We start from the raw sequence: 25,393 nt of genomic DNA, 5'->3' as shown, positions 1-25,393 counted from the left end.
GCGGGCGTCCACCCCGACGGGGCGGGCGCCCGCTGCGCTACCATGACGGCACCATGGCGACCCGCTGCGAGCTCCTCCTTACCGGGCCGCGCTGAGCAGACGACCGACCTGCGAGCGCGGCCAGCCCCTCCTGCGTGAGGGGCTTTCGTATGCACCGGGCACGACGACGACCACGCAGCGAGAACGAGACGAGAGCAGACGATGAGCGAGCGCACCCCCGAGCACCGCTACACCGCCGAGCTGGCCGGCCGCATCGAACGCCGCTGGCAGGACCGGTGGGAGCGGGACGACACCTTCGCCTCGGCCAACCCGGCCGGCCCCTGGGCGGCGCCGGAGGACCCGAGGCTCGCCGACGGGCGTGAGCACCGCGTGGTCATGGACATGTTCCCCTACCCCTCGGGGGCCGGGATGCACGTCGGTCACCCGCTGGGCTACGTCGCGACCGACGTCCACGCCCGCTTCCTGCGCACGACCGGCGCCAACGTGCTCTACGCCATGGGGTTCGACGCCTTCGGGCTGCCCGCGGAGCACTACGCCGTCCAGACCGGTCAGCACCCCCGGGTGACGACCGAGGAGGCGATGTCGACCTACCGGCGGCAGATGCGGATGATCGGGCTCTCGCACGAGCCGCGGCGCACCTTCGCCACCATCGACCCGGACTACGTGCGCTGGACGCAGTGGATCTTCCAGCAGATCCACGACGCGTGGTACGACCCCCAGGCGGACCCCCGCCCCGGGTCGGGGCAGTCGGCGCCGGGTCGCGCCCGGCCGATCAGCGAGCTCGTCGAGGAGTTCGCCGACGGGAGCCGCGAGGTCCCGGGCGGTCGTCCCTGGGGGGAGCTCTCGAGGGCCGAGCAGGCCCGGGTGCTGGACGGCTACCGGCTGGCCTACGTCTCGGCGGCGCCGGTCAACTGGTGCCCCGGCCTGGGCACGGTGCTGGCCAACGAGGAGGTCACCGCCGACGGCCGGTCCGAGCGCGGCGACCTGCCCGTCTTCAAGCGCAACCTGTCGCAGTGGATGATGCGCATCACCTCCTACGCCGACCGCCTCACCGACGACCTGGACCGGTTGGACTGGCCGGAGCGGGTGCGGCTCATGCAGCGCCACTGGATCGGTCGCTCGACCGGTGCCCAGGTGGCCTTCCCGGTCCCGACCACGACCGGTGGGGAGGCGTCCCTGGAGGTCTTCACCACCCGGCCCGACACCCTCTTCGGGGCGACCTTCATGGTGGTGGCGCCCGAGCACCCGCTCGTCGGGCGGATCGTGCCCGACGCGTGGCCGGCCGCCACCAAGGACGCGTGGACCGGTGGCGCGCCGACCCCGCGCGAGGCGGTCACGGCATACCAGCGCCAGGCCGCGGCCAAGAGCGACGTCGAGCGGCAGACCGAGGGCAAGGCGAAGTCCGGCGTCTTCAGCGGCGCCTGGGCGACGAACCCCGTCACCGGCGCGCCGGTGCCGGTCTTCGTCGCCGACTACGTGCTCATGGGCTACGGGACCGGCGCGATCATGGCGGTGCCGGGGCAGGACGAGCGCGACTGGGACTTCGCGCTGGCCTACGACCTGCCGGTGGTGCGCACCGTGCAGCCGACACCGGACCACCCGGAGGACCAGGCCTTCACGGGGGAGGGCCCGGCGATCAACTCGGCCAACGACGAGGTCAGCCTCGACGGGCTGGGGGTGGAGGACGCCAAGGAGCGCATCATCGCCTGGCTGGAGCAGACCGGCCGCGGTCGCGCGACCGTGACCTACCGGCTGCGGGACTGGCTGTTCAGCCGGCAGCGCTACTGGGGTGAGCCGTTCCCGGTGGTCTGGGACGAGGACGGGGTGGCCCACGCGGTGCCCGACGACCAGCTGCCGGTGACCCTGCCGGACGTCCCCGACTACGCCCCGCGCACCTTCGAGGCCGACGACGCCGACTCCGAGCCGGAGGCGCCGCTGGCGCGTGCCACCGACTGGGTGCACACGACGATGGACCTCGGCGACGGGCGGGGGCCGGTGCCGGTGCGCCGCGAGACCAACACCATGCCCAACTGGGCCGGGTCGTGCTGGTACTACCTGCGCTACCTGGACCCGGAGAACGCCGCCGCGCCGGTCGACCCGGCGGTGGAGGGCTACTGGATCGGACCCCGGGAGGAGACCGTCCCCGAGGCCCCCGAGGGCGCTGTCGACCCGGGCGGGGTCGACCTCTACGTCGGCGGGGTGGAGCACGCGGTGCTGCACCTGCTCTACGCCCGCTTCTGGCACAAGGTGCTCTTCGACCTGGGCCACGTGAGCAGCGAGGAGCCGTTCCGGCGGCTCATCAACCAGGGCATGATCGAGGCCTACGTCTACCGCGACGCCCGCGGCTTCCCGGTGCCCGCGGCGGAGGTCGAGGAGCACACCTCCTCCGACGGCGGGCCCTCGACGTTCACCTGGCAGGGCCAGCCGGTCACCCAGGAGTACGGCAAGATGGGCAAGTCGCTGAAGAACGTCGTCACCCCGGACGAGATGGTCGAGCAGTTCGGCGCCGACACCTTCCGGGTCTACGAGATGAGCATGGGGCCGCTGGAGCAGTACCGTCCCTGGGAGACCCGGGCCGTCGTCGGCAGCCAGCGCTTCCTGCAGCGCCTGTGGCGCAACGTGGTCGACGAGGACACCGGTGAGGTGACGGTGACCGACGAGACGCCGAGCCCGGACCTCGCCAAGGCGCTGCACCGGACGATCGACGCGGTGGGCTCGGACTACGCGGCGCTGCGCACCAACACGGCGATCGCCCGGATGATCGAGCTCAACAACCTGCTGACCAAGCGGGACACCGTGCCGCGGGCCGCCGTGGAGCCGCTGGTGCAGATGGTGGCCCCGGTCGCCCCGCACCTGGCCGCCGAGCTGTGGGAGCGGCTCGGTCACGACGACCTCACCTACGCGCCGTTCCCCCAGGCCGACCCGGCCCTGCTGGTGGAGGACTCGGTGACGGCGGTGGTGCAGGTCAAGGGCAAGGTGCGCGACCGGATCGACGTCGCGGCGGACATCTCCGCGGCCGACCTCGAGGCGTTGGCGCTGGGTAGCGAGAAGGTGCAGCGCTTCCTCGACGGGGCGCCCGTGCGCAAGGTCGTCGTGCGGGCCCCGAGCCTGGTCAACATCGTCGTCTGAGCCGACCGGCCGCCATGGACGTCGCCCTCGTCACCGACAGCGCCAGCTGCCTGCCCCCCGGGGCCGTGCGGGCGCTGTCGGTGGTCCCGCTGCACGTCATGGTGGCCGGGCGCCGCGGTGACACGCGCGAGGTCGGGCACGCGGAGGTGGTCGAGGCCCTGCGCCCGAGCACGCACCGGGTCAGCGTCTCCACCAGCCGGGTGTCGCCCGGGGAGTTCGTGGAGGCCTACCGCGAGCTGGTGGGTCGTACCGGCTGCCGGGCCGTCGTGTCCGTGCACCTGTCGGGCGGGGTCAGCGGGACCGTCGAGGCCGCCCGGCTGGCCGCGGCGGAGGTCGCCGACGAGGTCGACGTGCGGGTGCTCGACTCCCGCACGGTGGGTATGACGCTGGGCTGGGCCGCGCAGGACGCGGCGGCGCTGGCGGCGGACGGCGGGACCCTGGCGGAGGTCGAGGCGCTGGTGCACCGGCGGCTGGCGGGGGCGCGCGCCTGGTTCTACGTCGACACCCTCGAGCACCTGCGTCGCGGTGGCCGGCTCGGCCGGTCGCAGGCCGTGCTCGGGTCGGCGCTGGCCATCAAGCCGCTGCTGACCCTGGCCGACGGCGAGGTGGTGCTGGCGGAGCGGGTGCGGACCCGGGGCAAGGCGCTCGCCCGGCTGGAGGCGTGGGTGGCCGACGCCGTCGAGCGGGTGCGCGCCGAGGGCGGGCGACCGCGGCTGGCCGTGCACGAGCTGGACGCGGAGGAGGCCGCTGCCGGGCTGGCGGGCCGGCTGGGGGAGCGGCTAAGTCTCGACCCGCTCGTGCTGCCCCTGGACCCCAGCCTGGGGGTGCACACCGGCCCGGGCACCCTCGGGGTCGTGGTGGCCGACGCCGGCTGAGCCCCTCCGGTCGCCGCGGTGCAGGCCGGGCCGCCCTCCGGCCTCGGGCGACAGGTCGGGATGCCCTCCGGCCTCGGGCGACAGGTCGGGCCGGGCCTGCCCCGTGCACCGGGCGTCGTCCACACCCTGCGCCGCCGGGGCCGGGCCGTCCACAGATCGCCCCACCCCCCTCCCGCGTGGGGCGTGGCGCTCCTAGCGTGCCGACCATGGACTCGGGGGACATGGAGGCCCTGCACCAGGGCAGGCACCGCAGGAGGCGGGCGGCGGTCGACGTCGGCGACGACGTGGATCACGGCGGCGCGGGGGAGGCGGAAGAGCATGCGGACGGGCATGCGGACGAGTGGGAGCGCGGAGGGGGCGGCGAGGTCGGCGAGGCTTCCGTGAGCGGCGGGCACGCGGAGGACGGGCTGCCCGGCCCCGACGCGCCCGGAGGTGAGGTGCGGCTCGTGCCGGTGCCGGGAGCGGGGCGCGGCGCCAGCATCGGGGTGGGTGCCCGGTCCGTGGGTGGTCTGCTCCTCGTCGCCGTGGTCGTGCTCGCGGTGCTCGGGGGGCGGTGGTGGTGGGTCGCGCAGCAGGCCACGGCGCTCCCGGAGGCCCCCGCACAGGGACAGGTGGAGCCGGCGGCACCGGGCTTCGTCGGGGGTGGTGGACCGTCGACGACGGCACCCGGCGGGGCAGGCGGTGTCCCCGGCCTGCGGGCGGGGGCCGGTGAAGCGGCGGAAGGTGAGGCGGGTGGTGAGCCGGGGGCGGGTGATCCGGATGCCGCTGAGCAGGTGTCCGGGCCCGGGGGCACCCCGGCACCCACCGCGGAGGGACCCGTCCTGGTCCACGTGGTCGGGCACGTCGCCGCGCCGGGGGTCGTCGAGCTGCTGCCGGGGGCCAGGGTCGTCGACGCCGTCGACGCGGCGGGCGGCCTCACCGCCGACGCCGACCCCGGGTCGGTCAACATGGCCCGGGTCGTGGTCGACGGCGAGCAGGTGTGGGTGGGTGCGCCCGGCGAGGAACCGCCTCCGGGATGGCTCGCCGGTGGAGGGCCCGGGGGCCTGACGACGGGGGCGGTCGTCGGGGGCGGGGCCACCGGCCCTGAGGCCGTCCCGGCGCTGGTCGACCTCAACCGGGCCACCCAGGCCGAGCTCGAGGAGCTCCCCGGCATCGGCCCGGTGACCGCCGGCCGCATCCTGGCCTGGCGGGAGGAACATGCCGGGTTCACCGCCGTCGAGGAGCTGCTGGAGGTGAGCGGCATCGGCGACCGGACCCTGGAGCAGCTGGCGCCGCTGGTCACGGTCGGACCGTGAGTCGCCGGGGCGTCCCGGCGGACGTGGTGGGCCCACCGGCCCGGGCGGCGGCGCGGTCGGCTCCGCCGGCGGGCCCGGCAGGGACGGCAGCGGCGGCGGGACCGGCAGGGCCGGATCGGACAGCGGGTGAGAAGAGGGAGGTGCCCCACGACGCGCGTCTCCTCCTGCCTGCCGTGACGGCCTGGGCGGTGCTGGTGGGCGTGCTGCCCGGGCCCGGTGCGCTGTCGGCGGTGGTCGCCGGCGGCGCCCTGACCGTGGCGGTGGCCCTCCTGGTCCTGCCCCGCATCCGCGGTCCCCTCCGCGGCGCTGTCGATGGCCCGCCGTACGCCCACCGCGGTGGGCGCTCCGCGGGGTGGGCTGGCGGTGCCTCCCGGTCCGGACGGCGGGGCCGCCCGGTGCTGCCGGTGCTGGCGCTCGCGGCGGCGGCCGTGGGCCTGGTGTGCGGGGCCGCCGCGCTGCACCTCGCTGTCGCCCGTGCCGGTCCGGTCGCCGGCTGGGCGCAGGAGCGGGCCGTGACCAGCGTCGAGCTGGTGGTGACCACCGAGCCCCGGGTGCTGGCGCGCGCGGACGAGCGAGAACCCCTCGTCGTCCTCGAGGCCCGCGTCGTGCGGGCCTCGGCCCGTGGCCAGACGGCCCGGCCGCGGACCCCGGTGCTCCTCTTCGCCCCCGCCGGGCAGGGTTGGGAGGAGGCCGCGTGGCGCAGCAGGGTGGAGGCGTTCGGCCGATGGTCCCCGGCGGAACCCGGCGACCGGGCCGTCGCGGTCCTCGTCCCTCGCGGACCGCCCACGACCCTGGACCGGCCGACCGCGCTGCTGCGCGGCGTGGACCACGTCCGGGACCGGTTCCGCCGGTCCGTGGACCCGCTGCCGGCGGACGCCCGGGGTCTCGTGCCGGGGCTGGTGATCGGCGACACCTCGCTGACGCCCCCGGACCTCACGCAGGCCATGCGCGACACCGGGATGACCCACCTGTCTGCGGTCAGCGGGAGCAACGTCGCGATCGTGGCGGGTGGGGTCGTCCTGCTCGCCGCCCGGCTGGGCCTGCCGCGCCGGTGGCGGCTGCCGGTGGTGCTCGCCGCGCTGCTCGGGTTCATCCTGCTCTGCCGCCCGGAGCCCTCGGTCCTGCGGGCGGGGGTCATGGGCGCGGTCGGGCTGATGGCCCTCACGGGGGGTCGGCGACGGGCGAGCCTGCCGACCCTCGGTGCGGCCGTCATCTTCCTCCTCTACCTCGACCCCTGGCTGGCCCGCTCCTACGGCTTCGCCCTGTCCACGCTCGCCACGCTCGGCCTGGTCCTGTGGGCGCGTCCGTGGGGGCTCGCGATGGCCGCCAGGGTGCCGCGCTGGGCGGCGCTGCCGGCGCGGGCGGCTGCGGTGCCGCTCGCCGCCCAGGTGATCTGTGCCCCCGTCATCGTGCTGCTCCAGGGAACCGTCACCACGGTCGCCGTGCTGGCCAACCTCGCGGCGGCGCCGCTGGTCCCGCCGACCACGATCCTCGGCGTCGTCGCCGCGCTGCTGGCCCCGCTCTCCATACGGCTGGCGACAGCGGTGGCCTGGCTCGCGGCGGCACCCGCCTGGGCCATCGGCCGCATCGCCCGGGTGTGCTCGCGCCTGCCCGGCGGGACGCTGGAGTGGTGGGACGGCGTGGTCGGGGCCTGGGCGCTGGCCGCGGTGACCCTGGCTGTCCTTCTCAGCTGGGGCTGGTGGTCGCACCAGCTGAGCCGTCGTCCCTGGGTGGCCGTCGCCGCGGGCTGCGCGGTGCTGGGGTGGGTGGCTCCGCTGCCCGGTCTCCAGGAGTGGCCACCTCCCGGCTGGGTCGTGGTGGGCTGCGACGTCGGGCAGGGCGACGCCTTCGTGGTCCCCAGTGGTGCCGGCCGGGCCGTCGTGGTCGACACCGGCCCCGACCCGTCGGCGATGGCGGACTGCCTGCGGTCGCTGGGCGTGCGCCGGGTCGAGCTGCTCGTGCTGACGCACTTCCACAGCGACCATGTCGGCGGTCTCCCGGCGGTGCTCGGTGCGGCCGACGTGGATGAGGTGCTGGTCACGCCGGTCCAGGAGCCGGCCCAGTCGGCGGCGTCCGTCGCGGATCAGGTGAGCGCGGCGGGCATACCCCTCAGGGTGGCGCAGCCGGGTGACCGGTGGACCTGGGGCGACACCGTCGTCACCGTGCTCTGGCCCACGCCACGGCCGCCCGCGGGAGACTCGGCGGCCAACAACGCCAGCATCGTCCTCGACGTCGAGGTGTCCGGGGCGCGGGTGCTCATGACCGGTGACCTGGAGCCGGAGAGTGCCCGGCTGGTCGCTCGGGTCACCGAGGGTCGGGACTACGACGTGCTCAAGGTGGCCCACCACGGCTCGGCGGCGCAGGACGAGGGGCTGGTGCGCGAGGCGCGTCCGGAGATCGCACTCATCGGGGTAGGGGAGGACAACGACTTCGGGCACCCGGCCCCCAGCGCGCTGAGCCTGCTCTCCGAGGTCGGGGCCGTGGTGCTGAGGACGGACCTGCACGGAGACGTCGCCGTCGTCCGCGACGCGCGCGGTCGGCTCGTCCCGCACGCCCGGGAGGGAGGGTGAGCCGAGAGCCGAGAGCCGAGAGCCGAGAGCCGAGAGCCGAGAGCCGAGAGCCGGGAGCCGACGAGGGGCGGCTGGCGCGGACGATCGCGACCTGGTCCCCGCTGACGGACGAGTGGGGTCAGGGGGTGGGGGTCACGTGCGCGCACGGGGACCCGCCCAGCTCCCGGGCGCTGTGGCAGAGCGCCTCGAGCGTGGCCGCGACGGCCGGCACGCGTTGCAGGTCCGGGGTCGTCACGACCTGCACGGTGCGGCGCGAGGGCGGCGACACCGGCCGGACGACCACGTCGGGGTGCGAGACGGTGCTGAGGATGAGCTGGGGCACGAGCGCGACCCCGAGCCCGGCGGCCACCAGCCCCAGGACCGCGACGTAGTCCTCGGTCTCGAAGGTCACGTCCGGGCTGAACCCGGCGCCGTCGGCCAGGGTGAGCAGGTGGCCGCGGCACCGCGGGCACCCGGCGATCCAGCGCTCGGCGGACAGGTCGCCGAGGTCTACCTCGTCCTGGTCGGCGAGCTCGTGGTCCTGGGGGAGGACCAGCATGACCGGGTCGTCCAGGACGTCCATGACCACCAGCCCGGTCAGGTCGTCCTCGCCGCGGCCGGCGTCGGTGCCCTCGTAGGCGAACGCCACCGCGAGGTCCACCGCCCCGGCCCGGACGGCGGCGAGGGACTCGGGGGGCTCGGCCTCGCTGAACTGCACCGTCACCGCGGGGTGGCTGGTGCGCAGCCGGGCCAGCGCCCGCGGCACGAGGGTCGCGGACGAGGAGGGAAAGGCCATGAGCCGGACGCGCCCGGCCTTGAGGCCGGCGATGGCCACGACCTCGGCCTCGGCCTCGTCGATCCGGTCCAGGATCTCGACGGCACGGCGGGCCAGCAGGCGCCCGGCCTCGGTGAGCCGCACGCTGCGTCCGATCCGCTCCACCAGGGCGGTGCCGGCCCGCTGCTCGAGCCGGCGGACCATCTGCGACACGGCCGGCTGGGTGTACCCGAGGGACGTCGCAGCCGCCGTGAAGGACCCCTCCTCGGCGATGGCGCGCATCACACGCAGCCCTGCGGCGTCGAACATGCCCTGCATCGTAGTCGTCGGGGGCCCGTCACCAGAGCGACGCCGACACCACCGGCCACGTTCATGCTCCGGTCATCCGCCGGCGGTGTGCTGGGCACGTGCCTGCCGCGCACCACCACGTGCCCCCGTCGCCCCCACCGGGTGACCCGACCCTCGCCCAGCTCGAAGCCGCCCGGGCCACCGCCCACCACGGGCCGTCGGCCCTGCGACCCCGGCACGGGAGCGCCCTGTGTCTCTCCGGTGGGGGCTTCCGGGCGTCGTTGTTCCATCTCGGCGCCGTCCGACGCCTCGACGAGCTCGGCGTCCTGGGGTCGTTGCGCACCATCAGTGCGGTGTCCGGAGGTGCTGTGCTGGCCAACCTGCTCACGCACCCGGACCTGGAGTGGCCCGACCCCCGGCGAGGGCCCGGCCGGGTCGGCGGTCTGGAGGAGCTGGTCGTCGCGCCGCTGCTCGACCTCACCCGGCGCAACCTGCGCACCCCCGCGCTGCTGTCGCGGGTCCGGCCCCGGGGCTGGGGTCGACCGGACGCGAGCGTGGGGGTGCTCGCCGACGGGCTGGAGGAGGCCGTCCCGTGGTGGGGTACGGACCTGCGGGAGCACGCGCGCAGCCGTGGTCCCGTCGTGCTCACCGGCGCCACCGAGATCGGCTACGGCGTGTCCTGGGTCTTCGCCGATCCCTTCTCGGTCGGGCCACGCGGACGGATGGGGGACCACCGGCTCGGCCACTGCGCCCCGCCGCCGGGGTTGCGCATCGTCGACGCGGTCGCGGCCTCCTGCGCCTACCCCCCGTTCTTCGCGCCGCTGGAGCTCGACGGCGACGAGCTCGGCCTCGTGGGCGGTGCGCCCGACCCGGACGAGCCCGAGGACGTCCGGGCGGCGATCCGGAGGCGGATCCAGCTGGTGGACGGCGGGGTCTACGACAACCTGGCCCTCGAGCCGGTCTGGTCCGACCACGACAGCGTGCTGGTCAGCGACGGCGGCGCGGTCTTCCGTGGCCGCCCCCCGGGCTCGTTGCTCTCCCGCCTGTGGCGTCTGCTGTCCATCGCCTCCAGCGGCGGGCAGACCGCGCGCCTGCGGTGGCTGCACGCGGGCTTCGCGCGGGGCACGCTGGCCGGGGCCACCTGGTCCCTGGAGTCGCCCGGCGACCTGGTGGGGGCGTCCGGGCGAGCCCTCGGGGCGAGGTGGCCGCAGGGGCGCGCGCCCGAGGCGCTCGGCGCGATCCACCAGGTGCGGACCGACCTCGACGCCTTCAGCGCCGGCGAGCAGATGGTGCTCGAGCGGCACGGCTACCTCGTCGCCGACGCCTCCCTGCGGCGCCACAGCCCGGGGTCGGTGCGCCTGGACGCACCGTCGCGTCCTCCGCATCCTCAGGTCGCCGGCCCCTCCGAGGTGGTGACCGCGTTGCGGGGCTCGGGGCGGGTCACCGCCCTGGGCCGGCGGTAGGTTCCCGCGAGCCGTGCGGACGTGCGGCTGGCAGGATGGACCCACCATGTCGACGCGTCCCGCACCCGCACCAGCCGCCCCCCGCGGCCGCCCTGTGCCCGTGTCCGGACGGGCCGCACCGTGGGTCGGGTCGTCGTGAGCGTGGTGGGCCCGCTCGACCTGGCCCGGACGCTGCCACCCCCCACGCCGGTCGACCCGCTCGCGTTCGGGGAGCTGCGGGAGCTGCTCGCGGACGGGGACGTCGTGGTCCTCACCGGCGCCGGGATGTCGACGGCCAGCGGCATCCCGGACTACCGCGGTCCCGACGGGACACGGCGGGTGCAGCCCATGCAGCACGGCGAGTTCGTCACGTCCGCCGAGGGTCGGCAGCGGTACTGGGCGCGCGCCTTCGCCGGGTGGGGGAGGTTCGCGGCGGCGGAGCCGAACGCCGCCCACCGCGCGGTCGCCGACCTGGAGCGCCTGGGGCTGCTGCGCCACGTCATCACCCAGAACGTCGACGGACTCCACCAGCGGGCCGGCAGCCGACGCGTGCTGGAGCTGCACGGCACCCTGGCGGCGGTCACCTGCCTCGACTGCGGCGAGCAGACCTCGCGGGACCTCGTGCAGCAGTGGCTGGTCGACGCCAACCCCGACCTCCTGACCGGTCTCGACGGCCCCGCGCAGGTGCGGCCGGACGGCGACGTCGCCCTCCCCGAGGCGCTGGTCAGCGGCTTCCGCACGCCGCGATGCCTCGTGTGCGGAGGGGACCGCCTCAAGCCGGACGTGGTCTTCTTCGGTGGCTCCGTCGCCAAGGACGTCGTCGAGCGGGCGTTCAGCCTGGTCGAGGGCGCGAGCGCGCTCCTCGTGCTCGGCTCCTCGCTGCAGGTGATGAGCGGCTACCGGTTCGTGCGCCGGGCCGCGCGCGACGGCATACCCGTCGCCGTCGTCACCCGCGGCTCCACGCGGGGCGACGCCGAGACCACCCTCCGGCTCGACGCGCTGGTGGGGGACGTGCTGCCCGCGCTCGTCGCCGACCTCGGTGGCTAGGCTGGGGTCATCGGCCAACCGGGCCGCGACGAGGAGGTCACCAGTGGTCACCTACGAGCAGCTGGGTGAGATGTATGACGCAGAGGTCGTCGACCAGGACGGCCACAAGGTGGGTGGGCTCGACCAGGTCTACCTGGACAACGGGACCGGCGAGCCGGCGTGGGTGTCGGTGCGGACCGGGTGGTTCGGGGGGCGCAAGATCCTCTGCCCCGTGTCGAACGCCGTCATCAGGGACGGGCACATCGAGGTGCCCTACCCCGTCGAGATGATCAAGGACGCCCCGGACATCCCCTGCGACGGGCACCTGACCGAGGACGAGGAGGAGCAGCTCTACGACTACTACGCCATCGACGAGGGCCCTGCCCCGTCGGGGTGAGGATGCGGCACCACCCCCCGACGAGGATGGAGGGGACGAGGGGCGGTGCCGCGGTCTGGGGGAGCCGGGTCAGACCCGGCGGAGCACCGCCGTCACCTTGCCCAGGACGACGGCGTGGTCGCCGTCGATCGGCTCGTAGGCGGGGTTGTGGGGGATGAGCCAGGTCTTGCCGTCCCGGTGGCGGTAGGTCTTGACGGTCGCCTCGTTGTCCAGCATGGCGGCGACGATCTCGCCGTTGACCGCGGTCGGCTGCCGACGGACGACGACCCAGTCCCCGTCGCAGATGGCGGCGTCGATCATCGAGTCACCCACCACCTTGAGCAGGAACAGCTCGCCGTCCCCGACGATCTGGCGGGGGAGCGGGAAGACGTCCTCGACCGCCTCCTCGGCCAGGATCGGACCACCGGCCGCGATGCGCCCGACCATGGGGACGTAGGAGGGCTGCGGGCGGGCGTCGTTGATCCCGGTCTCGTCGATCGTCTCGCTGGAGACCGGGCCGAGCGCGGCGTCTTGCTCGCTGCGGCGGTAGCCGGTGCCCTCCTGGCCGGGGGTGACCACCTCGATCGCGCGGGGGCGGTGCGGGTCGCGGCGCAGGAACCCCTTGCGCTCCAGGGTCTTGAGCTGGTGGGCCACGGAGCTCGGTGAGGTCAGGCCCACGGCGTCGCCGATCTCACGCAGGCTTGGCGGATACCCCCGCTGGTCCACCGCGTCGCGGATGACGTCGAGGACGCGTCGCTGACGGTTCGTCAGCTCGGCGCCGCCGTCGCGGTCCGGCATCTCGTGAATCGTGGCCATGGTCTCCATCCCTCGTCCGGGCCCACCCTGCTGACCGTCGCGGCACACCTGCCGCGCGCATCATCGCTGGTCAGAGGGTATGTCAGTGGTGGGTGCTTGAGTTCCTGACATGAGATCAGCGTACGCCCGCCGACAGGCGCAGACAAACATGTGTTCGGTCGGCGTGTCGACGTCGCCCGACAGGTGTGCTATCAATAGGACAGACGTGCTATCGGACACCTGTCCGCATGGCACCGCCCCGAGGAAGGTGAACATCATGAGCACCGCCATCGCACACGACATCCTGAGCCCGCTGCCCGGGTCCGGCCCCGCCGGCGTGGCGCCCCGCCGGCCCACCCACCTGCGGCTGGTCGGTGAGGACGACCGACGCCCGTCCAGGGCGGCACGGCGGCGTCTGCGCGCGGGCCGGCTGCACCTGACCCGCCGTGGTCGGCTGGCCGTCACGGCCACCACCGGGCTCGTCCTCGCGGCGGTCATCTGGTCGATGGTCGGTCTGCTGGGACCGGCGGGTGCCAGCACCTCCGTGACCGTCGAGCGGGGAGAGACCCTGAGCCAGATCGCGAGCGAGCAGCTGCCCGAGCTGCCGCTGAGCCGGGCCGTGACGGCCATCCAGCGCGCCAACAGCCTCAGCACCACCTCGATCGCCGCCGGCCAGGAGCTGGTGATCCCCGGCCACTGAGGCCCGGTCAGCGCACGGCGGCCACGGGGGCGGAGCGGTCAGGAGGTCTGGTCGTCCGGGGCGTCGGTGGTGGTGTTCACGGCGTCCCACACGACGGGGAGCTGGTCGGTGGGGATGAAGTAGCCCGACAGGTGGGGGTCGAACATCAGACCGGCGATGCCGGCGTCCGCATAGGTCGAGGAGGAGTCGACGAGCTCGCGCGGAGTGAGGGCGATCGCGCGCAGGTCCTCGTCCGGGCCGACCATCTCGTTCTGCACCGCGAAGTGCCGGGCGCGCTCGGCGCTGGTGAAGGTCAGCAGCATCATCTGCCCGTCGATCTGGGCGGCCGCGGGGGACTCGGCACCCGTCTCGCCGACGGCGACGAACCACCAGTGGCCTAGGCCCATGGTGGCGCGCCACAGCTGGGTCATCCCGTCGTGGTCCTCCGGGCCGGTCACCCGGGCCGCGAGCACGTCCGTCTCCGTCTCCTCCGGCTCGCCGAGCCGGCCCAGTCGCGTGGTGCCCGGGGTCAGCGACTGGTCGACGTCCTGGCCGCTGCGACCGGCCTCGCCCGCCTCGGCGCCGTGACCGCGTCCCGCGCCGTTCTCGCCCGGACGCTCGCCCTCGTAGATGGATTCCGGGCGGTGCTCGTCGTCCTGGAAGGGGAGGTCTGTGGGCTCGCTCATGCCGTCCAGTCGACCACACGCCGGGCGGGAGGGCCAATCCCTCGTCGTGAGGGCCGCGCCGGGGGGCTGCCATGATGAGCGGGTGACGGACACCATCTCGGGACCCAAGGTCGCCATCGTCGGAGCGGGGTCGGTCGGCACGACGCTCGCCTACGCACTGCTCCTGCGGGGCGTGGCCCGGCACGTCGTCCTCCACGACATCGACGCAGGGAAGGTCAGGGCCGAGACCCTCGACCTGCGGCAGGGACTGCAGTTCATGCCGGCCGCGCACGTCGACGGCTCCGACGACATCGCCGTGTGCGCCGATGCCGATGTCGTCGCCGTCACGGCAGGGGCCAAGCAGCAGGCGGGTCAGAGCCGCCTGGACCTCGCGGCGTCCACGACCCGGCTCATGGTCGACCTCATGCCGCGGCTCGTGCAGGTGGCGCCGCAGGCGACCTTCCTGATGGTGACCAACCCCGTGGACGTCATCACCTACGTGGCGCAGAAGGTCACCGACCTCCCTCCTGCGCGGTTGTTCGGCTCGGGCACGGTCCTGGACTCCGCCCGGCTGCGGGGTCTGGTGGCGCACGCCTGCGGGGTCGCGGTCCAGAGCGTCCACGCCTACATCGTCGGCGAGCACGGGGACTCCGAGATCCCGCTGTGGAGCAGCGCGACGGTCGGTGCGGTGCCCGTCACCGAGCTGACCACCGAGGAGCAGCGCGAGCAGATGGCGCACGACGTGGTGCACGCGGCCTACGAGATCATCGCCGGCAAGGGGGCGACCAACTACGCGATCGGCGCCTCCGCCAGCCGGATCATCGAGTCGGTGCTGCGCGACGAGCGGCAGGTCCTGCCGGTCTCGACCCTGCTGTCCGGGACGCTCGGGCTGGACGACGTCTGCCTGTCGATCCCGACGGTCGTGGGCGCCGGCGGCGCGGGGCGTCCGCTCGCGCCGACCCTGTCCGAGGACGAGCTCGGCGGGCTGCGCGCCGGCGCCGACTCACTGCGCGCCGCGGCGAGGCGGCTCGGCTTCTGACCCGGCTCCCGCGCGCGGCACCGCGCCGGTGGACTCCCACTGCTCCTCGGGCCAGCTGTGCGGGACCACGCCGCTGGGGCGTCCCGGCATACCCCTGCGCCGGTCGGTCGGGATGCTGCCGCCGGACGCCGCCTCCGAGGTGGGCGCGCCGTCCCGGCGCGACCCGTGGCCGTCGAGCACGACCGTGAGCTCCTGGTCGCCGACCTCCACCTCCTTGCCGCGGACCTCGAGCCTGACCGGCCCGCCGACCTCGACCGCCAGGCGGACCTGCTCCTGCTCGACGGTGATCCGCAGCCGCGTGCCGTGCCACCGCATACGCCATGTCAGGCCGGACCAGGAGGTCGGCAGCCGCGGGTCCAGCGACAGGAGGCCGCCGTGGTCGCGCATCCCGCCGAACCCGGCGACCAGCGCGCTCCAGACGCCTCCCGTGGAGGCGACGTGGACCCCGTCGCTGGCGTTGCCGTGGCGGTCGTCCAGGTCGACGAACAGGGCGGCGTAGAAGTAGCGCAGCGCGAGGTCGTGGTAGCCGACCTCGGCCGCGACGATGGACTGCACGACGGCGGAGAGCGTCGAGTCACCCGTGGTGATCGGGTCGTAGTAGGCGAAGTCCGTGAGCTTCTCCGCGGCGGTGAAGGCGTCCCCGGCGAGGTAGAGCGCGAGGACGACGTCGGCCTGCTTGAGCACCTGGTAGCGGTAGATCACCAGCGGGTGGTAGTTCAGCAGCAGCGGCCGCTTGTCCGCGGGGGTCGCGTCGAGGTCCCACACCTCCCGCTCGAGGAAGTGGCTGTCCTGGGGGTGGACGCCGGTCGCCTCGTCGAAGGGGATGTGCATGCCGTCCGCCGCCCGCTGCCACGAGTCGACCTCGTGCTCGCCCAGGTCCAGCCGGGCGACGGCGCGGGCGAACTGGGCCGGGTCGGCGACGCGCAGGCGGCGGACCGCCTCCACCGCCGCGCGCAGGTTGAGCTGCGCCATGACGTTGGTGAACAGGTTGTCGTTGACGATCGTCGTGTACTCGTCCGGGCCGGTCACCGCGTGGATGTGGAACTGCCGGGTGCCGTTGGTCTGCCAGAACCCCAGGTCCGCCCACAGACGCGCGGTCTCGACGAGCATGTCGACACCCTGGTCGAGGAGGAACTGGTCGTCGCCGGTGGCCCGCGCGTACTTCATCAGCGCGTAGGCCACGTCGGCGTTGATGTGGTACTGCGCCGTCCCGGCCGCGAAGTAGGCGGATGCCTCCTCCCCGTTGATGGTGCGCCAGGGGAAGAGGGCGCCGTACTGGGCCATCTCCGCCGCCCGCCGCCGGGCGGCCTCGAGCATGCCGTGCCGGAAGCGCAGGGCGTTGCGCGCCGCCTGGGGGTGGGTGTAGACGAGGAAGGGCAGGACGTAGCACTCGGTGTCCCAGAAGTAGTGCCCGCCGTAGCCGGAGCCGGTGAGGCCCTTGGCGGGGATGCCGTGCGACCCGGCGCGGATCGAGGCCTGGCCGAGCTGGAAGAGGTTCCACCGGACGGCCTGCTGCAGCGCGGGCTGGTCGGGCAGCTCGACGTCGGACTCGTCCCAGAAGCGGGCCCACACCTGCGCCTGCTCCTGCTGCAGCACCGCCACGCCCCGGTCGGCGGCCCGGTCGAGGGTCCGCGAGCACCGGTCGGCGAGCTCCTCCGGCGGCACCCCCCGGGAGGTGTGCACGCTCACCAGCTTCTCGATCCGCACCGGCCGGCCCTCCCGGGCCTCCACGCGGACGACGTGCTTGGCGAGGTCGTCGCCGACGCTGAGCTTCTCCGTCCAGGTGTTGTCGGTCTCGACGACGTGCTGCGCCAGGGTGGCGATCGTCATCCCCGAGTTGTGGCAGCGGTAGCCCAGCAGGAGGCGTCGGTCACGCACCTCGGCCAGGACCGGGTCGAGCACCCGGTGCTCGAAGGCCTCCGCCTGGCGGGGGTCCACGCCCTCACCCATGGCCGCGCTCGTGACGTGGTACTCGTCCGAGCCGTCCTGGCGGTTGAGGATCTGGCTGGAGATGTCGAGCGCCGCGTGCCCGTCGAGCATCTCGACCTCGAAGGTCATGACGGCGAGATGGCGCTCCACCACGCCGGTCATGCGCGTGGAGGTGATCTTCACCCGCTTGCCGGCGCTGGTGCGCCAGACGACCGAGCGGCGCAGCAGGCCCGCGCGGAAGTCGAGGGTGCGCTCGTAGTGGTCCAGGTCGGCCGTGGACAGCAGCAGCGGCTCGTCGTCGACGTAGAGCTTGATCGTCTTGGGGTCCGGCACGTTGACGATGGTCTGCCCGACCCGGGCCAGACCGAAGGCCTCCTCGGCGTGCCGGATCGGCCAGGTCTCGTGGAAGCCGTTGACGAAGGTGCCGTGCGCGTGGGTGTCCCGACCCTCCTCGACGTTGCCGCGCAGGCCGAGGTAGCCGTTGGAGGTGGCGAAGAGGGTCTCGGTGACCCCCAGGTCCCCGTCCTCGTAGGCGGTCTCCCGCAGCTGCCACGGGTCGGCGGGAAAGCGGGTGCGGTCGAGCGGGTCGATGGGGGCCGGCGGACGGTGGTGCGACATGGTCGCCATCGGGCGTCTCCTCTCGGACGTGCGGGCGGCTGGTCAGACGAGGTCGGCGAGGTCGGACACGACCTCGTCGGCGCCGGCGTCGCGCAGCACCGAGCGACCGGCACCCCGGTCGACCCCGATGACCCGGGCGAACCCGCCGGCCGCGCCGGCCTGCACCCCGGACACGGCGTCCTCGACCACCACGCAGGTGGCGGGTTCGTGGCCGAGCTCGGACGCGGCATACAGGAAGGTGTCGGGGTTCGGCTTGCCGGGCAACCGCTCGCGGGTGGCGACCGAACCGTCGACGACGACCGGGAAGCGCTCGGCGATGCCCGCCGCGGCGAGCACCGAGGGGGCGTTCTTGGAGGAGGAGACGACGGCCATCGCGATGCCGCGCTCCTCCAGGGCGTCGAGCAGACGCAGCGACCCCGGGTAGGCCCGGATGCCCCGCTCGGCGAGCACCTCGTTGAAGATCTCGTTCTTGCGGTTGCCCAGGCCGCAGACGCTCGCCAGCTCGGGTGGGTCGGAGGGCTGGCCGTAGGGGAGGTCGATCCCGCGGGCGTCGAGGAAGGACTGCACGCCGTCGTAGCGCGGTTTGCCGTCGATGTAGGCGTAGTAGTCCTGGTCAGTGTAGGGCTCCTGGGGCGTGGGCTGCTGGTCCAGGACGCGGGTGAACATCGTCTCCCACGCGCGCATGTGCACGTCGGCGGTCGGGGTCAGCACCCCGTCGAGGTCGAAGAGGACAGCGGTCACCGGGTCCCAGTTCACGCACGTCACCTTAGTGGTCCAGGGGCCTCCGGCGGGGGGTGCGGGACGAGCTGGCTCGGGAAGGTCGTCGAGGGCCCCGCTCCGGCCCGCCGGTGCGCGCGTGGGGGTGTGGGTGGTCGCGGCTACGGTCGGGGTATGCATCAGGTGAGCGGGCAGGAGCTGGCGACGGCGGCGCAGGAGGCTCTGCGGCGACTCGTGGGCCGGGACGACGCGCAGTTCCGGGACGGGCAGCTGGAGGCGGTCGAGGCGCTGGTGCGCGAGCGGGCGCGGGTGCTCGTGGTGCAGCGGACGGGCTGGGGCAAGTCGGCGGTCTACTTCGTGGCGACCGCGCTGCGGCGGGCGGAGGGGGCCGGGCCGACCGTCATCGTGTCCCCGCTGCTGGCGCTGATGCGTGACCAGATCGCCGCCGCGGGGAGGGCCGGGGTGCGCGCGGTGACGATGAACTCGGCCAACGCCACCGAGTGGGACGAGGTGCGGGCGGCGCTCGCCGCCGACGAGGTGGACGTGCTGCTGGTGAGCCCGGAGCGGCTCAACAACCCGCGCTTCCGGGAGGAGCAGCTGCCCGACCTCGCCGCCCGCTGCGGGCTGCTCGTCGTCGACGAGGCCCACTGCATCAGCGACTGGGGTCACGACTTCCGCCCCGACTACCGCCGGATCCGCACGCTGCTCGACGCGCTGGCCCCGGACACGCCCGTCCTCGCGACCACGGCGACGGCCAACGAGCGGGTGGTCGGCGACGTGGTCGAGCAGCTCGGGGTGGGTGGTCGCGAGGTGCGGACCATCCGGGGGCCGCTCGCGCGGTCCTCCCTGCGCCTGGGGGTGCTGCCCAGGCTCACCCCGGAGCAGCGGCTGGGGTGGTTGCTGGCCCATCTCGAGAGCCTGCCCGGCAGCGGCATCATCTACTGCCTCACCGTGTCCGCCGCCGAGGACGTCGCCGAGGCGCTCGCCGCCGCCGGGCACGAGGTGGCTGCCTACACCGGCCGCACCGACACCGAGGACCGTGAACGGCTGGAGGGGGCCCTGCGGGAGAACCGGGTCAAGGCCCTGGTCGCGACGAGCGCCCTGGGCATGGGGTTCGACAAGCCGGACCTCGGCTTCGTGGTGCATCTCGGGGCGCCCAGCTCGCCGGTGGCCTACTACCAGCAGGTCGGTCGTGCCGGGCGCGCCACGGACCGTGCCGACGTGCTGCTCCTCCCAGGGTCGGAGGACCGCGACATCTGGAACTACTTCGCGACCGTGTCGATGCCCCGTCAGGACCAGGCCGACGCCGTGCTCACCGCGTTGGGGGACAGCGACCGTCCCTTGTCGACGCCCGCGCTGGAGACGATCGTCGACGTGCGGCGCACCCGTCTGGAGCTGCTGCTCAAGGTGCTGGACGTCGACGGTGCGGTGGAGAAGGTCCGTGGGGGATGGTCGGCGACCGGCGAGCCCTGGGTCTACGACCGTGAGCGGTACACCAGGGTCGCGGAGGCGCGGGTGCGCGAGGCCGAGCTCATGGTCGCCTACCAGCAGGGCGACCGGTGCCGGATGGAGTTCCTGCAGGAGTGCCTCGACGACCGCAGTGCCGAACCCTGCGGGCGCTGCGACCGGTGCGCGGGGCCGTGGTTCCCCGAGGAGGTACCGACGGAGGCCGTCGGGGCTGCGCGCGAACGACTGGGAGCCGTCGGGGTGCTCGTCGAGCCGCGAGGTCAGTGGCCGACCGGTATGCCGCGGCTCGGCGTCGACGTCAAGGGCAAGATCGCCCCGGAGGAGCAGGCCGGCCCAGGTCGGGCGCTGGCCCGGCTCTCGGACCTGGGATGGGGCCAGCGGCTGCGAGCCGTGCTCGACGCGGGGACCTCGAGGGTCGCCGACCCCGACGACCCGGACCAGGAGATGGCACCCGGGCAGCCGGTGCCGGACGACGTCGTCCGAGCGGTCGTGCAGGTGCTCGCGGGCTGGGGGTGGACCAGCAGACCGGTGGGGGTCGTGGCCATGCCCTCGCGTCGCCGGCCGGCGGTCGTGGGCTCGCTGGCCGAGCAGATCAGCCAGATCGGGAGGCTCCCCCTGCTGGGTGCCCTCGACCTGGCCCACGGGGGCCCGGTGGGCGAGCCCGGGGGCAACAGCGCCTTCCGCCTCGCCAACGTGTGGGACCGCGTGGTCGTCGGCCCCGAGCTGGCCACCGCACTGCAGGGTGCCCGCGGGCCGGTGCTCCTCGTCGACGACGTGGTGGACTCGCGCTGGACGATCACGGTGGCGGCGCGGGCGCTGCGCCGGGCGGGGGCCGAGGCGGTGCTGCCGCTCGCGCTGGCGATCGACGGCTGAGGGGTCGGCTCAGTAGATGAAGAACGGGAAGATGCTGCGGTCGTGCGCGTGCACGATCGCGAGGAACACCACCGCGTCGAAGAGCAGGTGGATGATGACGACATACGTCAGCGACTTGGTGCGGGTGAAGATGTAGCCCTGCAGCAGGGCGAAGGGGATCGTCAGCAGGGGACCCCAGGAGCGGTAGCCGAGCTCCCACAGGAAGGACACGAAGATCGTCGCCTGCAGGACGTTGGCCGTCCACAGCGGGAAGTGCCGACGTAGCAGGGCGAAGCAGATGCACATGAAGAAGAGCTCGTCCCAGAGACCTACGGCGTTGACCCCGACGAAGAACCGGCCGAACTCGCTGGGGGTCTGGATGGGCGGCCAGTTCTGGTAGCTGCCGGAGTGGATGAAGTAGGCCGGCAGGATGAGGTAGCCGAGCACGGGGACGGCCACGACGTAGGCCCACTGCAACCGCGTCCACCGGCGTCGGGTGATCCACGGGAAGGTGATCGCCTGCCGCCGATAGACGAATCGGTCGACGAGGACCGGTGCGACGACCGCGGCGGTCAGGACCGCGCCCAGGAGGAAGAAGCGGTCCCAGCTGATGTCCGCCTCGACCGAGGTCGTCGAGACGATGCCGATGCCCAGGCCGATGAGCAGCAGGTCACGGAAGAGCGGGCGGTGGAGGACGAAGGCCGCGGCCAGGCTCGCGACGAGCAGCGCGTAGCCGGCCCACGGGAGGTGCAGCCCGAAGAGCAGCAGCGCCGAGACGGACACCCCCGCTGCCGGGAGCAGGGTGCGCGGACTGCGGGAGGCGTCGAGCGGGGTGGGCACCGGTCCATTGTGCCGGTGCGCAGCTCAGACCAGGTCCTGCTCCCTCGCCGCGCCGGCCAGGATGTCGATCTCGTTGCCCTCGGGATCGGCCAGGGTCCACCGGGTCGGGCTGTCGTCGCGCAGGACGGTGCCGCCGGCGTGCCGGGCCGTCCTCACCGTGGCGTCGGCCACGTCGTGAGGCACGACCAGGTCGAGGTGGAGACGGTTGCGCTGGGAGCGACGCTCGGTCTCCTCGGGATCCAGGGGCTGGAAGAAGAGGACGGGGCCGAGGCGCCGCGGGTCGATGATGTCGGTGACGCCGCTGCGGGGGTCGGCGTCGTAACCCAGGACCTCCTGCCAGAAGGCACGTGTCGCCGGCACGTCGGCGGCATCGATGCCGACCTGGACGAACCTCGCCCGATCGGGCGCGGCCGTGAGCCCGAGCGACCGCGCCTCGCGCTGGACCCGCTGGCAGAGCGGGACGTAGCCCTCGTCCATCTCCCAGCGGTCCTTGCCCGTGTCGAGGACCACGACCGTCTCCGTGGCACCGCTGGCGCGGTGTCCCGCCGGTCCGGGGTCGCGCACGTCGAGCAGCAGCGGGAGCCCGGCCCGGTCGGCGATCTCGGCGGCGATCGTCACCAGACGGGTCGCCTGCTCGAGCGTGTCGGTGGGGTAGACGGCGACGGCGGAGAAGACGAGCCGCCAGTCGTCGGTGTCCGGCGCGTCCCAGCGGTCGGAGTCGGCGGGCAGGGGCAGGAGGTCGACCTCGTTGCCCTCGGCGTCCGCGACGGTCGCGTAGTAGCCGTGGTGCGCCGCGTCCGCACCTGCCGAGGCGAGACGGTCCACCGTGCCGGCGGCGACCGGTTGGGCTGCGACGGAGTCCAGGTGCAGCCGGTTGCGCAGCGGTCGTGGGGTGTCCATCTGCTGGAGCCGCAGTGCGGGGTGGCGACGCAGCGGGTCGGCCAGAGCGTCCTGGCCGTCGCGCACATATCCCAGCGCGGACTCCCAGAACGCCGTCACGGGCTCGCGTCGCTGGGTGTCGACCACCAGGCCCAGCTCCTGGAGGGCGCCGGGTCGTGGCTCCAGACCGAGCCGACGGGCGGCGTCCGAGATGGCGCTCGCGAGACCAGCATGGGCGGCGGTCGCCCCGGCGTCAGCGCGGAGTCGGACCCGGACGCCGGTGGAGCGGACGTCCAGGTCGGGCGCTGCGGTCTCAGCGCCCCCGCAGAGCTCGGCCACCGCACGGGACAGCAGCGCCGCGTCGGAGTGCGACCTGGCGGCGAACCACGCAGAGGCCCCCCGGCCGAGGACACGCCAGTCGTCCGTGCCGCGCTGGTCCTGGAAGTCCGTGCTGGTCGTGGACGGTGTGCTCGGTGCCATGGGGCCCAGGCTGCCACCGCCGGACCGGCTGCGTCAGGACGACGACCGGTCTGCGGGACAGGGGGCGTCCGCGACGTTCGGGGCCGGTGGGCTCAGGAGGCCATCTCCACGGGGGAGGCGGACGGCATACCCCAGGCGTCGGCCAGCATCCGGTAGCTCCGGCGGCGCATCTGCGGGTCGTAGGTGTAGGTGGTGACGATGAGCTCGTCCAGCTCGTGGGCCGTGGCGAAGCTCTCGAGCTGCTCGACCACCGTGTCCGGGGTGCCGACCATCCGGACGGACTGGTGCGCGTCGGCCAGGGGGAGCAGCTCGGTCGGCACGACGCTGGCCAGGCTGTCGACCGGCGGGTCGAGCGGTGCCGGCTGGCCGGAGCGGATGCGGATGGCCATGAGCTGCGCCGTCGTGAAGAGGTGGTCGGCCTCCTCCTGGGTGGGCGCCACCAGCACGTTGACACCAGCCATGGTGGTGGGACGGTCGACCTGGGCGGTCGCGGCGTCGGCACGGAACCGGTCGCGGTAGATCGCCAGCGCCTCCCGCAGCTGGTCGGGGGCGAAGTGGGACGCGAAGGAGAAGGGAAGTCCGAGCGCAGCCGCCACCTGGGCGCCGCCGGTCGAGGAGCCGAGCATCCACAGCGGCACCTCGGTGCCCTCGCCGGGGAGGGCACGCACCCTCGCTCCGGACCGGGGAGCTCCCAGGTAACCCTGCAGGTCCGCGACCTCCGAGGCGAAGTCCGGCAGGTGGCCGCTCGAGCGCGACAGCGCGGCAGCCGTCATCGGATCAGTGCCCGGAGCACGCCCCAGTCCGAGGTCGAAGCGGTCGCCGTGGATGGTGGCGAGTGTCCCGTAGTACTCGGCGACCATGAGCGGTGAGTGGTTGGGCAGCATCACGCCGCCCGACCCCAGCCGGATGCGATCGGTCGCGTGCGCCACGTGACCGAGCAGCAGGGCGGTGGCGGAGGACATGAACGCCTCGGAGCCGTGGTGCTCGGCCATCCAGAACCGGCGGTAGCCGAGCTCGTCGACCTCACGGGCGAGGGTGACGGACTCCTCGATGGCGGTTGCGGCCGTCATGCCCTGCGAGCGAGGCACGAGGTCGAGCACGGACAGCGGGATGCGAGAGGTGGGCATACCTGCTCAACAGCGTCCGCCGAGCGAGTATGCCTGGACAGCGGCGGCTGCACACGGGCTCGCGTCGGAGCCAGCCACGCAGGCCGGCTCCGGGGCGGGGGCCTCAGACGTGCCAGGTCACGGTGCCGCCGTCGACCGAGGCGCTCAGGTCGTGCTGGTGCACGACGGTGTGGTGCCGCCCGCAGAGCAGCGCCATCCGGCTGACATCGGTCTCGCCACCGCGGCTCCACCAGTCGACGTGGTGGCTGTCGCACCACTGTGGGAGGGCGCTGCAACCGGGATAGCTACAGCCCTTGTCCCGAGCCACGAGCGCGAGCCACTGCGACGGGGTGGCGTAGCGGGCCTTGTGCCCGAGCGCGAGGGGCTCACCGTCGGCAGCCATCCACACGGGGGTGAGCTCGGCCGAGCACGCCACCTCGGAGGCCTGCCGCGGTGGCACGTAGCCGCCGTCTGCGGTCGTGGCGGGTCCGGACGGCAGGCCTCGCTCGGGGTCGAAGGGGATGGTGAGGATGACGGTGGCCCGGGCGGTCGAGGGAGGCGCGCCCGGGCGGCTGATGCCCCGGTTGACCACGGCCAGCAGGGCGTCGAAGCGACGCTGCGTCGCCGTCCGCGGGTCCGGCTCCTGGGTCGCCTCGTCTGGAGCGGGTGCCGCCAGCTGGGAGGTGAGCACGCCGCTGAGGGTCGCGGCCGCGCCGTCGGGGGCGTCGATGGTGAAGCGGGTGAGCCCCGGCGCGACCTTGCGGGACGAGACGCCGCGCAGGGCGATCGCGGCTCGTTCCCGCTCACCCGGGGCCTTTTCGTGCAGCAGGTCCTCCAGCAGTCGGTGGCAGACGGTGGACAGGTCCTTGTCCGACACCTCGGGACGGCCCGCGGCGGCGGTCGCGATCCGGGTGTAGGACTCCTGCTGCTCGGGGTCGAGCGACTCCTGGAGCCGCGTCATCGTCCGCGCCACGGTCGCCGCGCGGTGCAGCGGCACGTCGCCGCTGGCGACGGCCTCCCCGATCTGCGCTACGGCGGGTGCCTCCGACGCCGTGACCACCGACATCACCTGTGCGGCGTCCCGGCTGCTCAGCCAGGGGCAGCGCACCCGCAGCCAATCCACCAGCGTCATCCCCGACTCCTGGTGCAGACCCCGGGCGGCCGCCTGCTGGGCCAGCCGGAAACCGAGGGCACCCAGCCGGGTCTGCAGCCGGCCGACCGCTTCGAGCGCCCCGGTCAGCTCCTCGTCCTGCACGGTCACGACCTCGTCGGGTCCGAGGCTCGCGCGGCCCAGCGAGAGAGCGGCGCCCTCCAGGCCTCGCCCCAGCTCCTCTGCCGGCAACCCCCGCCCGTCCTGCCCGTGCATCTCCCCGAGCACGGTCGCGACCTCGTCCATGAGGGCCTGGTAGTCCGCGAGGCCCAGAGCGTCGAGCTCGTCCAGCGCCTCGCCCCAGTCCTCGTCGGCGACCGCCGGCGCGCTCGCGGTGGGCGACCACGCACCCGCGCCGCCCGTCTCGCCCCCCGGTAGGTACTCCATACCCTCACTCCAGCACTCCCCACCGACAGACCCGC

19 protein-coding genes are annotated in these 25,393 nt (G+C 74.0%); 10 read left to right on the top strand and 9 right to left on the bottom strand.

Annotated features, from left to right (window positions below):
* The first annotated feature begins 201 nt into the window (after positions 1–201).
* From leuS to Q0967_RS00515, 4 genes are all read left to right on the top strand, one after another.
* Positions 202–3,129 (top strand): leucine--tRNA ligase, encoded by a 2,928-nt coding sequence (gene leuS, locus Q0967_RS00530; protein WP_298747886.1) that lies wholly within the window; start codon positions 202–204, stop codon positions 3,127–3,129.
* A 14-nt stretch (positions 3,130–3,143) separates the two neighbouring features.
* Entirely contained in the window at positions 3,144–4,004 is an 861-nt protein-coding gene (locus Q0967_RS00525) for a DegV family protein (protein WP_298747889.1), read from the top strand.
* A gap of 206 nt (positions 4,005–4,210) precedes the next feature.
* Positions 4,211–5,299 (top strand): helix-hairpin-helix domain-containing protein, encoded by a 1,089-nt coding sequence (locus Q0967_RS00520; protein WP_298747892.1) that lies wholly within the window; start codon positions 4,211–4,213, stop codon positions 5,297–5,299.
* Positions 5,300–5,439: 140 nt separating this feature from the next.
* On the top strand, positions 5,440–7,869 hold the full coding sequence (locus Q0967_RS00515) for a DNA internalization-related competence protein ComEC/Rec2 (protein WP_298747895.1): 2,430 nt from the start codon (positions 5,440–5,442) through the stop codon (positions 7,867–7,869).
* A 118-nt stretch (positions 7,870–7,987) separates the two neighbouring features.
* Here the strand turns inward: Q0967_RS00515 and Q0967_RS00510 are convergent, their stop codons facing one another.
* Positions 7,988–8,932: a LysR family transcriptional regulator gene (locus tag Q0967_RS00510; RefSeq protein ID WP_298747899.1), complete on the bottom strand. Its 945-nt coding sequence runs from the start codon at positions 8,930–8,932 to the stop codon at positions 7,988–7,990.
* Between the two features lie 98 nt (positions 8,933–9,030).
* Between Q0967_RS00510 and Q0967_RS00505 the strand changes: the two genes are divergently transcribed.
* The 3 genes from Q0967_RS00505 (at position 9,031) to Q0967_RS00495 (ending at position 11,776) form a co-directional block, all read left to right on the top strand.
* Positions 9,031–10,374 (top strand): patatin-like phospholipase family protein, encoded by a 1,344-nt coding sequence (locus tag Q0967_RS00505; protein WP_298747904.1) that lies wholly within the window; start codon positions 9,031–9,033, stop codon positions 10,372–10,374.
* Positions 10,375–10,494: 120 nt separating this feature from the next.
* Complete coding sequence (locus tag Q0967_RS00500) at positions 10,495–11,400, top strand: NAD-dependent protein deacetylase (RefSeq protein WP_298747907.1); 906 nt, start codon at positions 10,495–10,497, stop codon at positions 11,398–11,400.
* A gap of 43 nt (positions 11,401–11,443) precedes the next feature.
* Positions 11,444–11,776: a PRC-barrel domain-containing protein gene (locus Q0967_RS00495; RefSeq protein ID WP_298747910.1), complete on the top strand. Its 333-nt coding sequence runs from the start codon at positions 11,444–11,446 to the stop codon at positions 11,774–11,776.
* 69 nt (positions 11,777–11,845) lie between these two features.
* On the opposite strand, the gene lexA is transcribed toward Q0967_RS00495, so the two are convergent.
* A complete protein-coding gene (gene lexA / locus Q0967_RS00490) occupies positions 11,846–12,571 on the bottom strand; it encodes a transcriptional repressor LexA (RefSeq protein WP_298747913.1) in 726 nt (241 codons plus the stop codon).
* Positions 12,572–12,827: 256 nt separating this feature from the next.
* Here lexA and Q0967_RS00485 point away from each other — a divergent pair, with 256 nt between their 5' ends.
* Entirely contained in the window at positions 12,828–13,250 is a 423-nt protein-coding gene (locus Q0967_RS00485; protein WP_298747916.1) for a LysM peptidoglycan-binding domain-containing protein, read from the top strand.
* A 38-nt stretch (positions 13,251–13,288) separates the two neighbouring features.
* Here Q0967_RS00485 and Q0967_RS00480 read toward each other — a convergent pair whose 3' ends face one another.
* A complete protein-coding gene (locus tag Q0967_RS00480; RefSeq protein ID WP_298747918.1) occupies positions 13,289–13,915 on the bottom strand; it encodes a hypothetical protein in 627 nt (208 codons plus the stop codon).
* An 82-nt stretch (positions 13,916–13,997) separates the two neighbouring features.
* Here Q0967_RS00480 and Q0967_RS00475 point away from each other — a divergent pair, with 82 nt between their 5' ends.
* Positions 13,998–14,933: an L-lactate dehydrogenase gene (locus Q0967_RS00475; protein WP_298747920.1), complete on the top strand. Its 936-nt coding sequence runs from the start codon at positions 13,998–14,000 to the stop codon at positions 14,931–14,933.
* On the opposite strand, the gene Q0967_RS00470 is transcribed toward Q0967_RS00475, so the two are convergent.
* Both Q0967_RS00470 and Q0967_RS00465 read right to left on the bottom strand, forming a co-directional pair.
* A complete protein-coding gene (locus tag Q0967_RS00470) occupies positions 14,898–17,489 on the bottom strand; it encodes a glycoside hydrolase family 65 protein (RefSeq protein WP_299448793.1) in 2,592 nt (863 codons plus the stop codon). The two genes, Q0967_RS00475 and Q0967_RS00470, sit on opposite strands and share 36 nt — an antisense overlap.
* A gap of 33 nt (positions 17,490–17,522) precedes the next feature.
* Positions 17,523–18,236 carry an HAD family phosphatase gene (locus Q0967_RS00465; RefSeq protein WP_298747926.1) on the bottom strand — a complete coding sequence of 238 codons (714 nt, stop codon included), beginning with the start codon at positions 18,234–18,236 and terminating at the stop codon, positions 17,523–17,525.
* Between the two features lie 135 nt (positions 18,237–18,371).
* On the opposite strand from Q0967_RS00465, the gene Q0967_RS00460 reads away from it, so the two are divergent.
* The gene (locus tag Q0967_RS00460) at positions 18,372–20,537 is read left to right on the top strand and encodes an ATP-dependent DNA helicase RecQ (RefSeq protein WP_298747929.1); all 2,166 of its coding nucleotides are present in this window, start codon (positions 18,372–18,374) and stop codon (positions 20,535–20,537) included.
* Positions 20,538–20,546: 9 nt separating this feature from the next.
* Here Q0967_RS00460 and Q0967_RS00455 read toward each other — a convergent pair whose 3' ends face one another.
* The 4 genes from Q0967_RS00455 to Q0967_RS00440 form a co-directional block, all read right to left on the bottom strand.
* Positions 20,547–21,356: a CPBP family intramembrane glutamic endopeptidase gene (locus tag Q0967_RS00455; RefSeq protein WP_298747932.1), complete on the bottom strand. Its 810-nt coding sequence runs from the start codon at positions 21,354–21,356 to the stop codon at positions 20,547–20,549.
* Between the two features lie 24 nt (positions 21,357–21,380).
* Positions 21,381–22,715 (bottom strand): VOC family protein, encoded by a 1,335-nt coding sequence (locus Q0967_RS00450; RefSeq protein WP_298747935.1) that lies wholly within the window; start codon positions 22,713–22,715, stop codon positions 21,381–21,383.
* Between the two features lie 92 nt (positions 22,716–22,807).
* Positions 22,808–23,842 (bottom strand): LLM class flavin-dependent oxidoreductase, encoded by a 1,035-nt coding sequence (locus Q0967_RS00445; RefSeq protein WP_298747938.1) that lies wholly within the window; start codon positions 23,840–23,842, stop codon positions 22,808–22,810.
* A 103-nt stretch (positions 23,843–23,945) separates the two neighbouring features.
* On the bottom strand, positions 23,946–25,358 hold the full coding sequence (locus Q0967_RS00440) for an HNH endonuclease signature motif containing protein (protein ID WP_298747940.1): 1,413 nt from the start codon (positions 25,356–25,358) through the stop codon (positions 23,946–23,948).
* Between the last annotated feature and the right edge of the window lie 35 nt (positions 25,359–25,393).

The sequence above is a fragment of the uncultured Serinicoccus sp. genome (assembly GCF_947500995.1).
GTDB lineage: Bacteria > Actinomycetota > Actinomycetes > Actinomycetales > Dermatophilaceae > Ornithinicoccus.
The sequence above is the reverse complement of the archived record's forward strand: the minus strand, read 5'-3'. Positions and strand labels throughout refer to the sequence as shown.

What these genes read in the sequence shown, in the direction of transcription:
- Q0967_RS00520 (WP_298747892.1), top strand. Translation starts at nt 4,211, where the DNA reads ATGGACTCGGGGGACATGGAGGCCCTGCACCAGGGCAGGCACCGCAGG.
- Q0967_RS00445 (WP_298747938.1), bottom strand. Translation starts at nt 23,842, where the DNA reads ATGCCCACCTCTCGCATCCCGCTGTCCGTGCTCGACCTCGTGCCTCGC.
- Q0967_RS00470 (WP_299448793.1), bottom strand. Translation starts at nt 17,489, where the DNA reads ATGGCGACCATGTCGCACCACCGTCCGCCGGCCCCCATCGACCCGCTC.
- lexA (WP_298747913.1), bottom strand. Translation starts at nt 12,571, where the DNA reads ATGGCCACGATTCACGAGATGCCGGACCGCGACGGCGGCGCCGAGCTG.
- leuS (WP_298747886.1), top strand. Translation starts at nt 202, where the DNA reads ATGAGCGAGCGCACCCCCGAGCACCGCTACACCGCCGAGCTGGCCGGC.
- Q0967_RS00450 (WP_298747935.1), bottom strand. Translation starts at nt 22,715, where the DNA reads ATGGCACCGAGCACACCGTCCACGACCAGCACGGACTTCCAGGACCAG.
- Q0967_RS00485 (WP_298747916.1), top strand. Translation starts at nt 12,828, where the DNA reads ATGAGCACCGCCATCGCACACGACATCCTGAGCCCGCTGCCCGGGTCC.
- Q0967_RS00460 (WP_298747929.1), top strand. Translation starts at nt 18,372, where the DNA reads ATGCATCAGGTGAGCGGGCAGGAGCTGGCGACGGCGGCGCAGGAGGCT.
- Q0967_RS00525 (WP_298747889.1), top strand. Translation starts at nt 3,144, where the DNA reads ATGGACGTCGCCCTCGTCACCGACAGCGCCAGCTGCCTGCCCCCCGGG.
- Q0967_RS00510 (WP_298747899.1), bottom strand. Translation starts at nt 8,932, where the DNA reads ATGTTCGACGCCGCAGGGCTGCGTGTGATGCGCGCCATCGCCGAGGAG.
- Q0967_RS00480 (WP_298747918.1), bottom strand. Translation starts at nt 13,915, where the DNA reads ATGAGCGAGCCCACAGACCTCCCCTTCCAGGACGACGAGCACCGCCCG.
- Q0967_RS00440 (WP_298747940.1), bottom strand. Translation starts at nt 25,358, where the DNA reads ATGGAGTACCTACCGGGGGGCGAGACGGGCGGCGCGGGTGCGTGGTCG.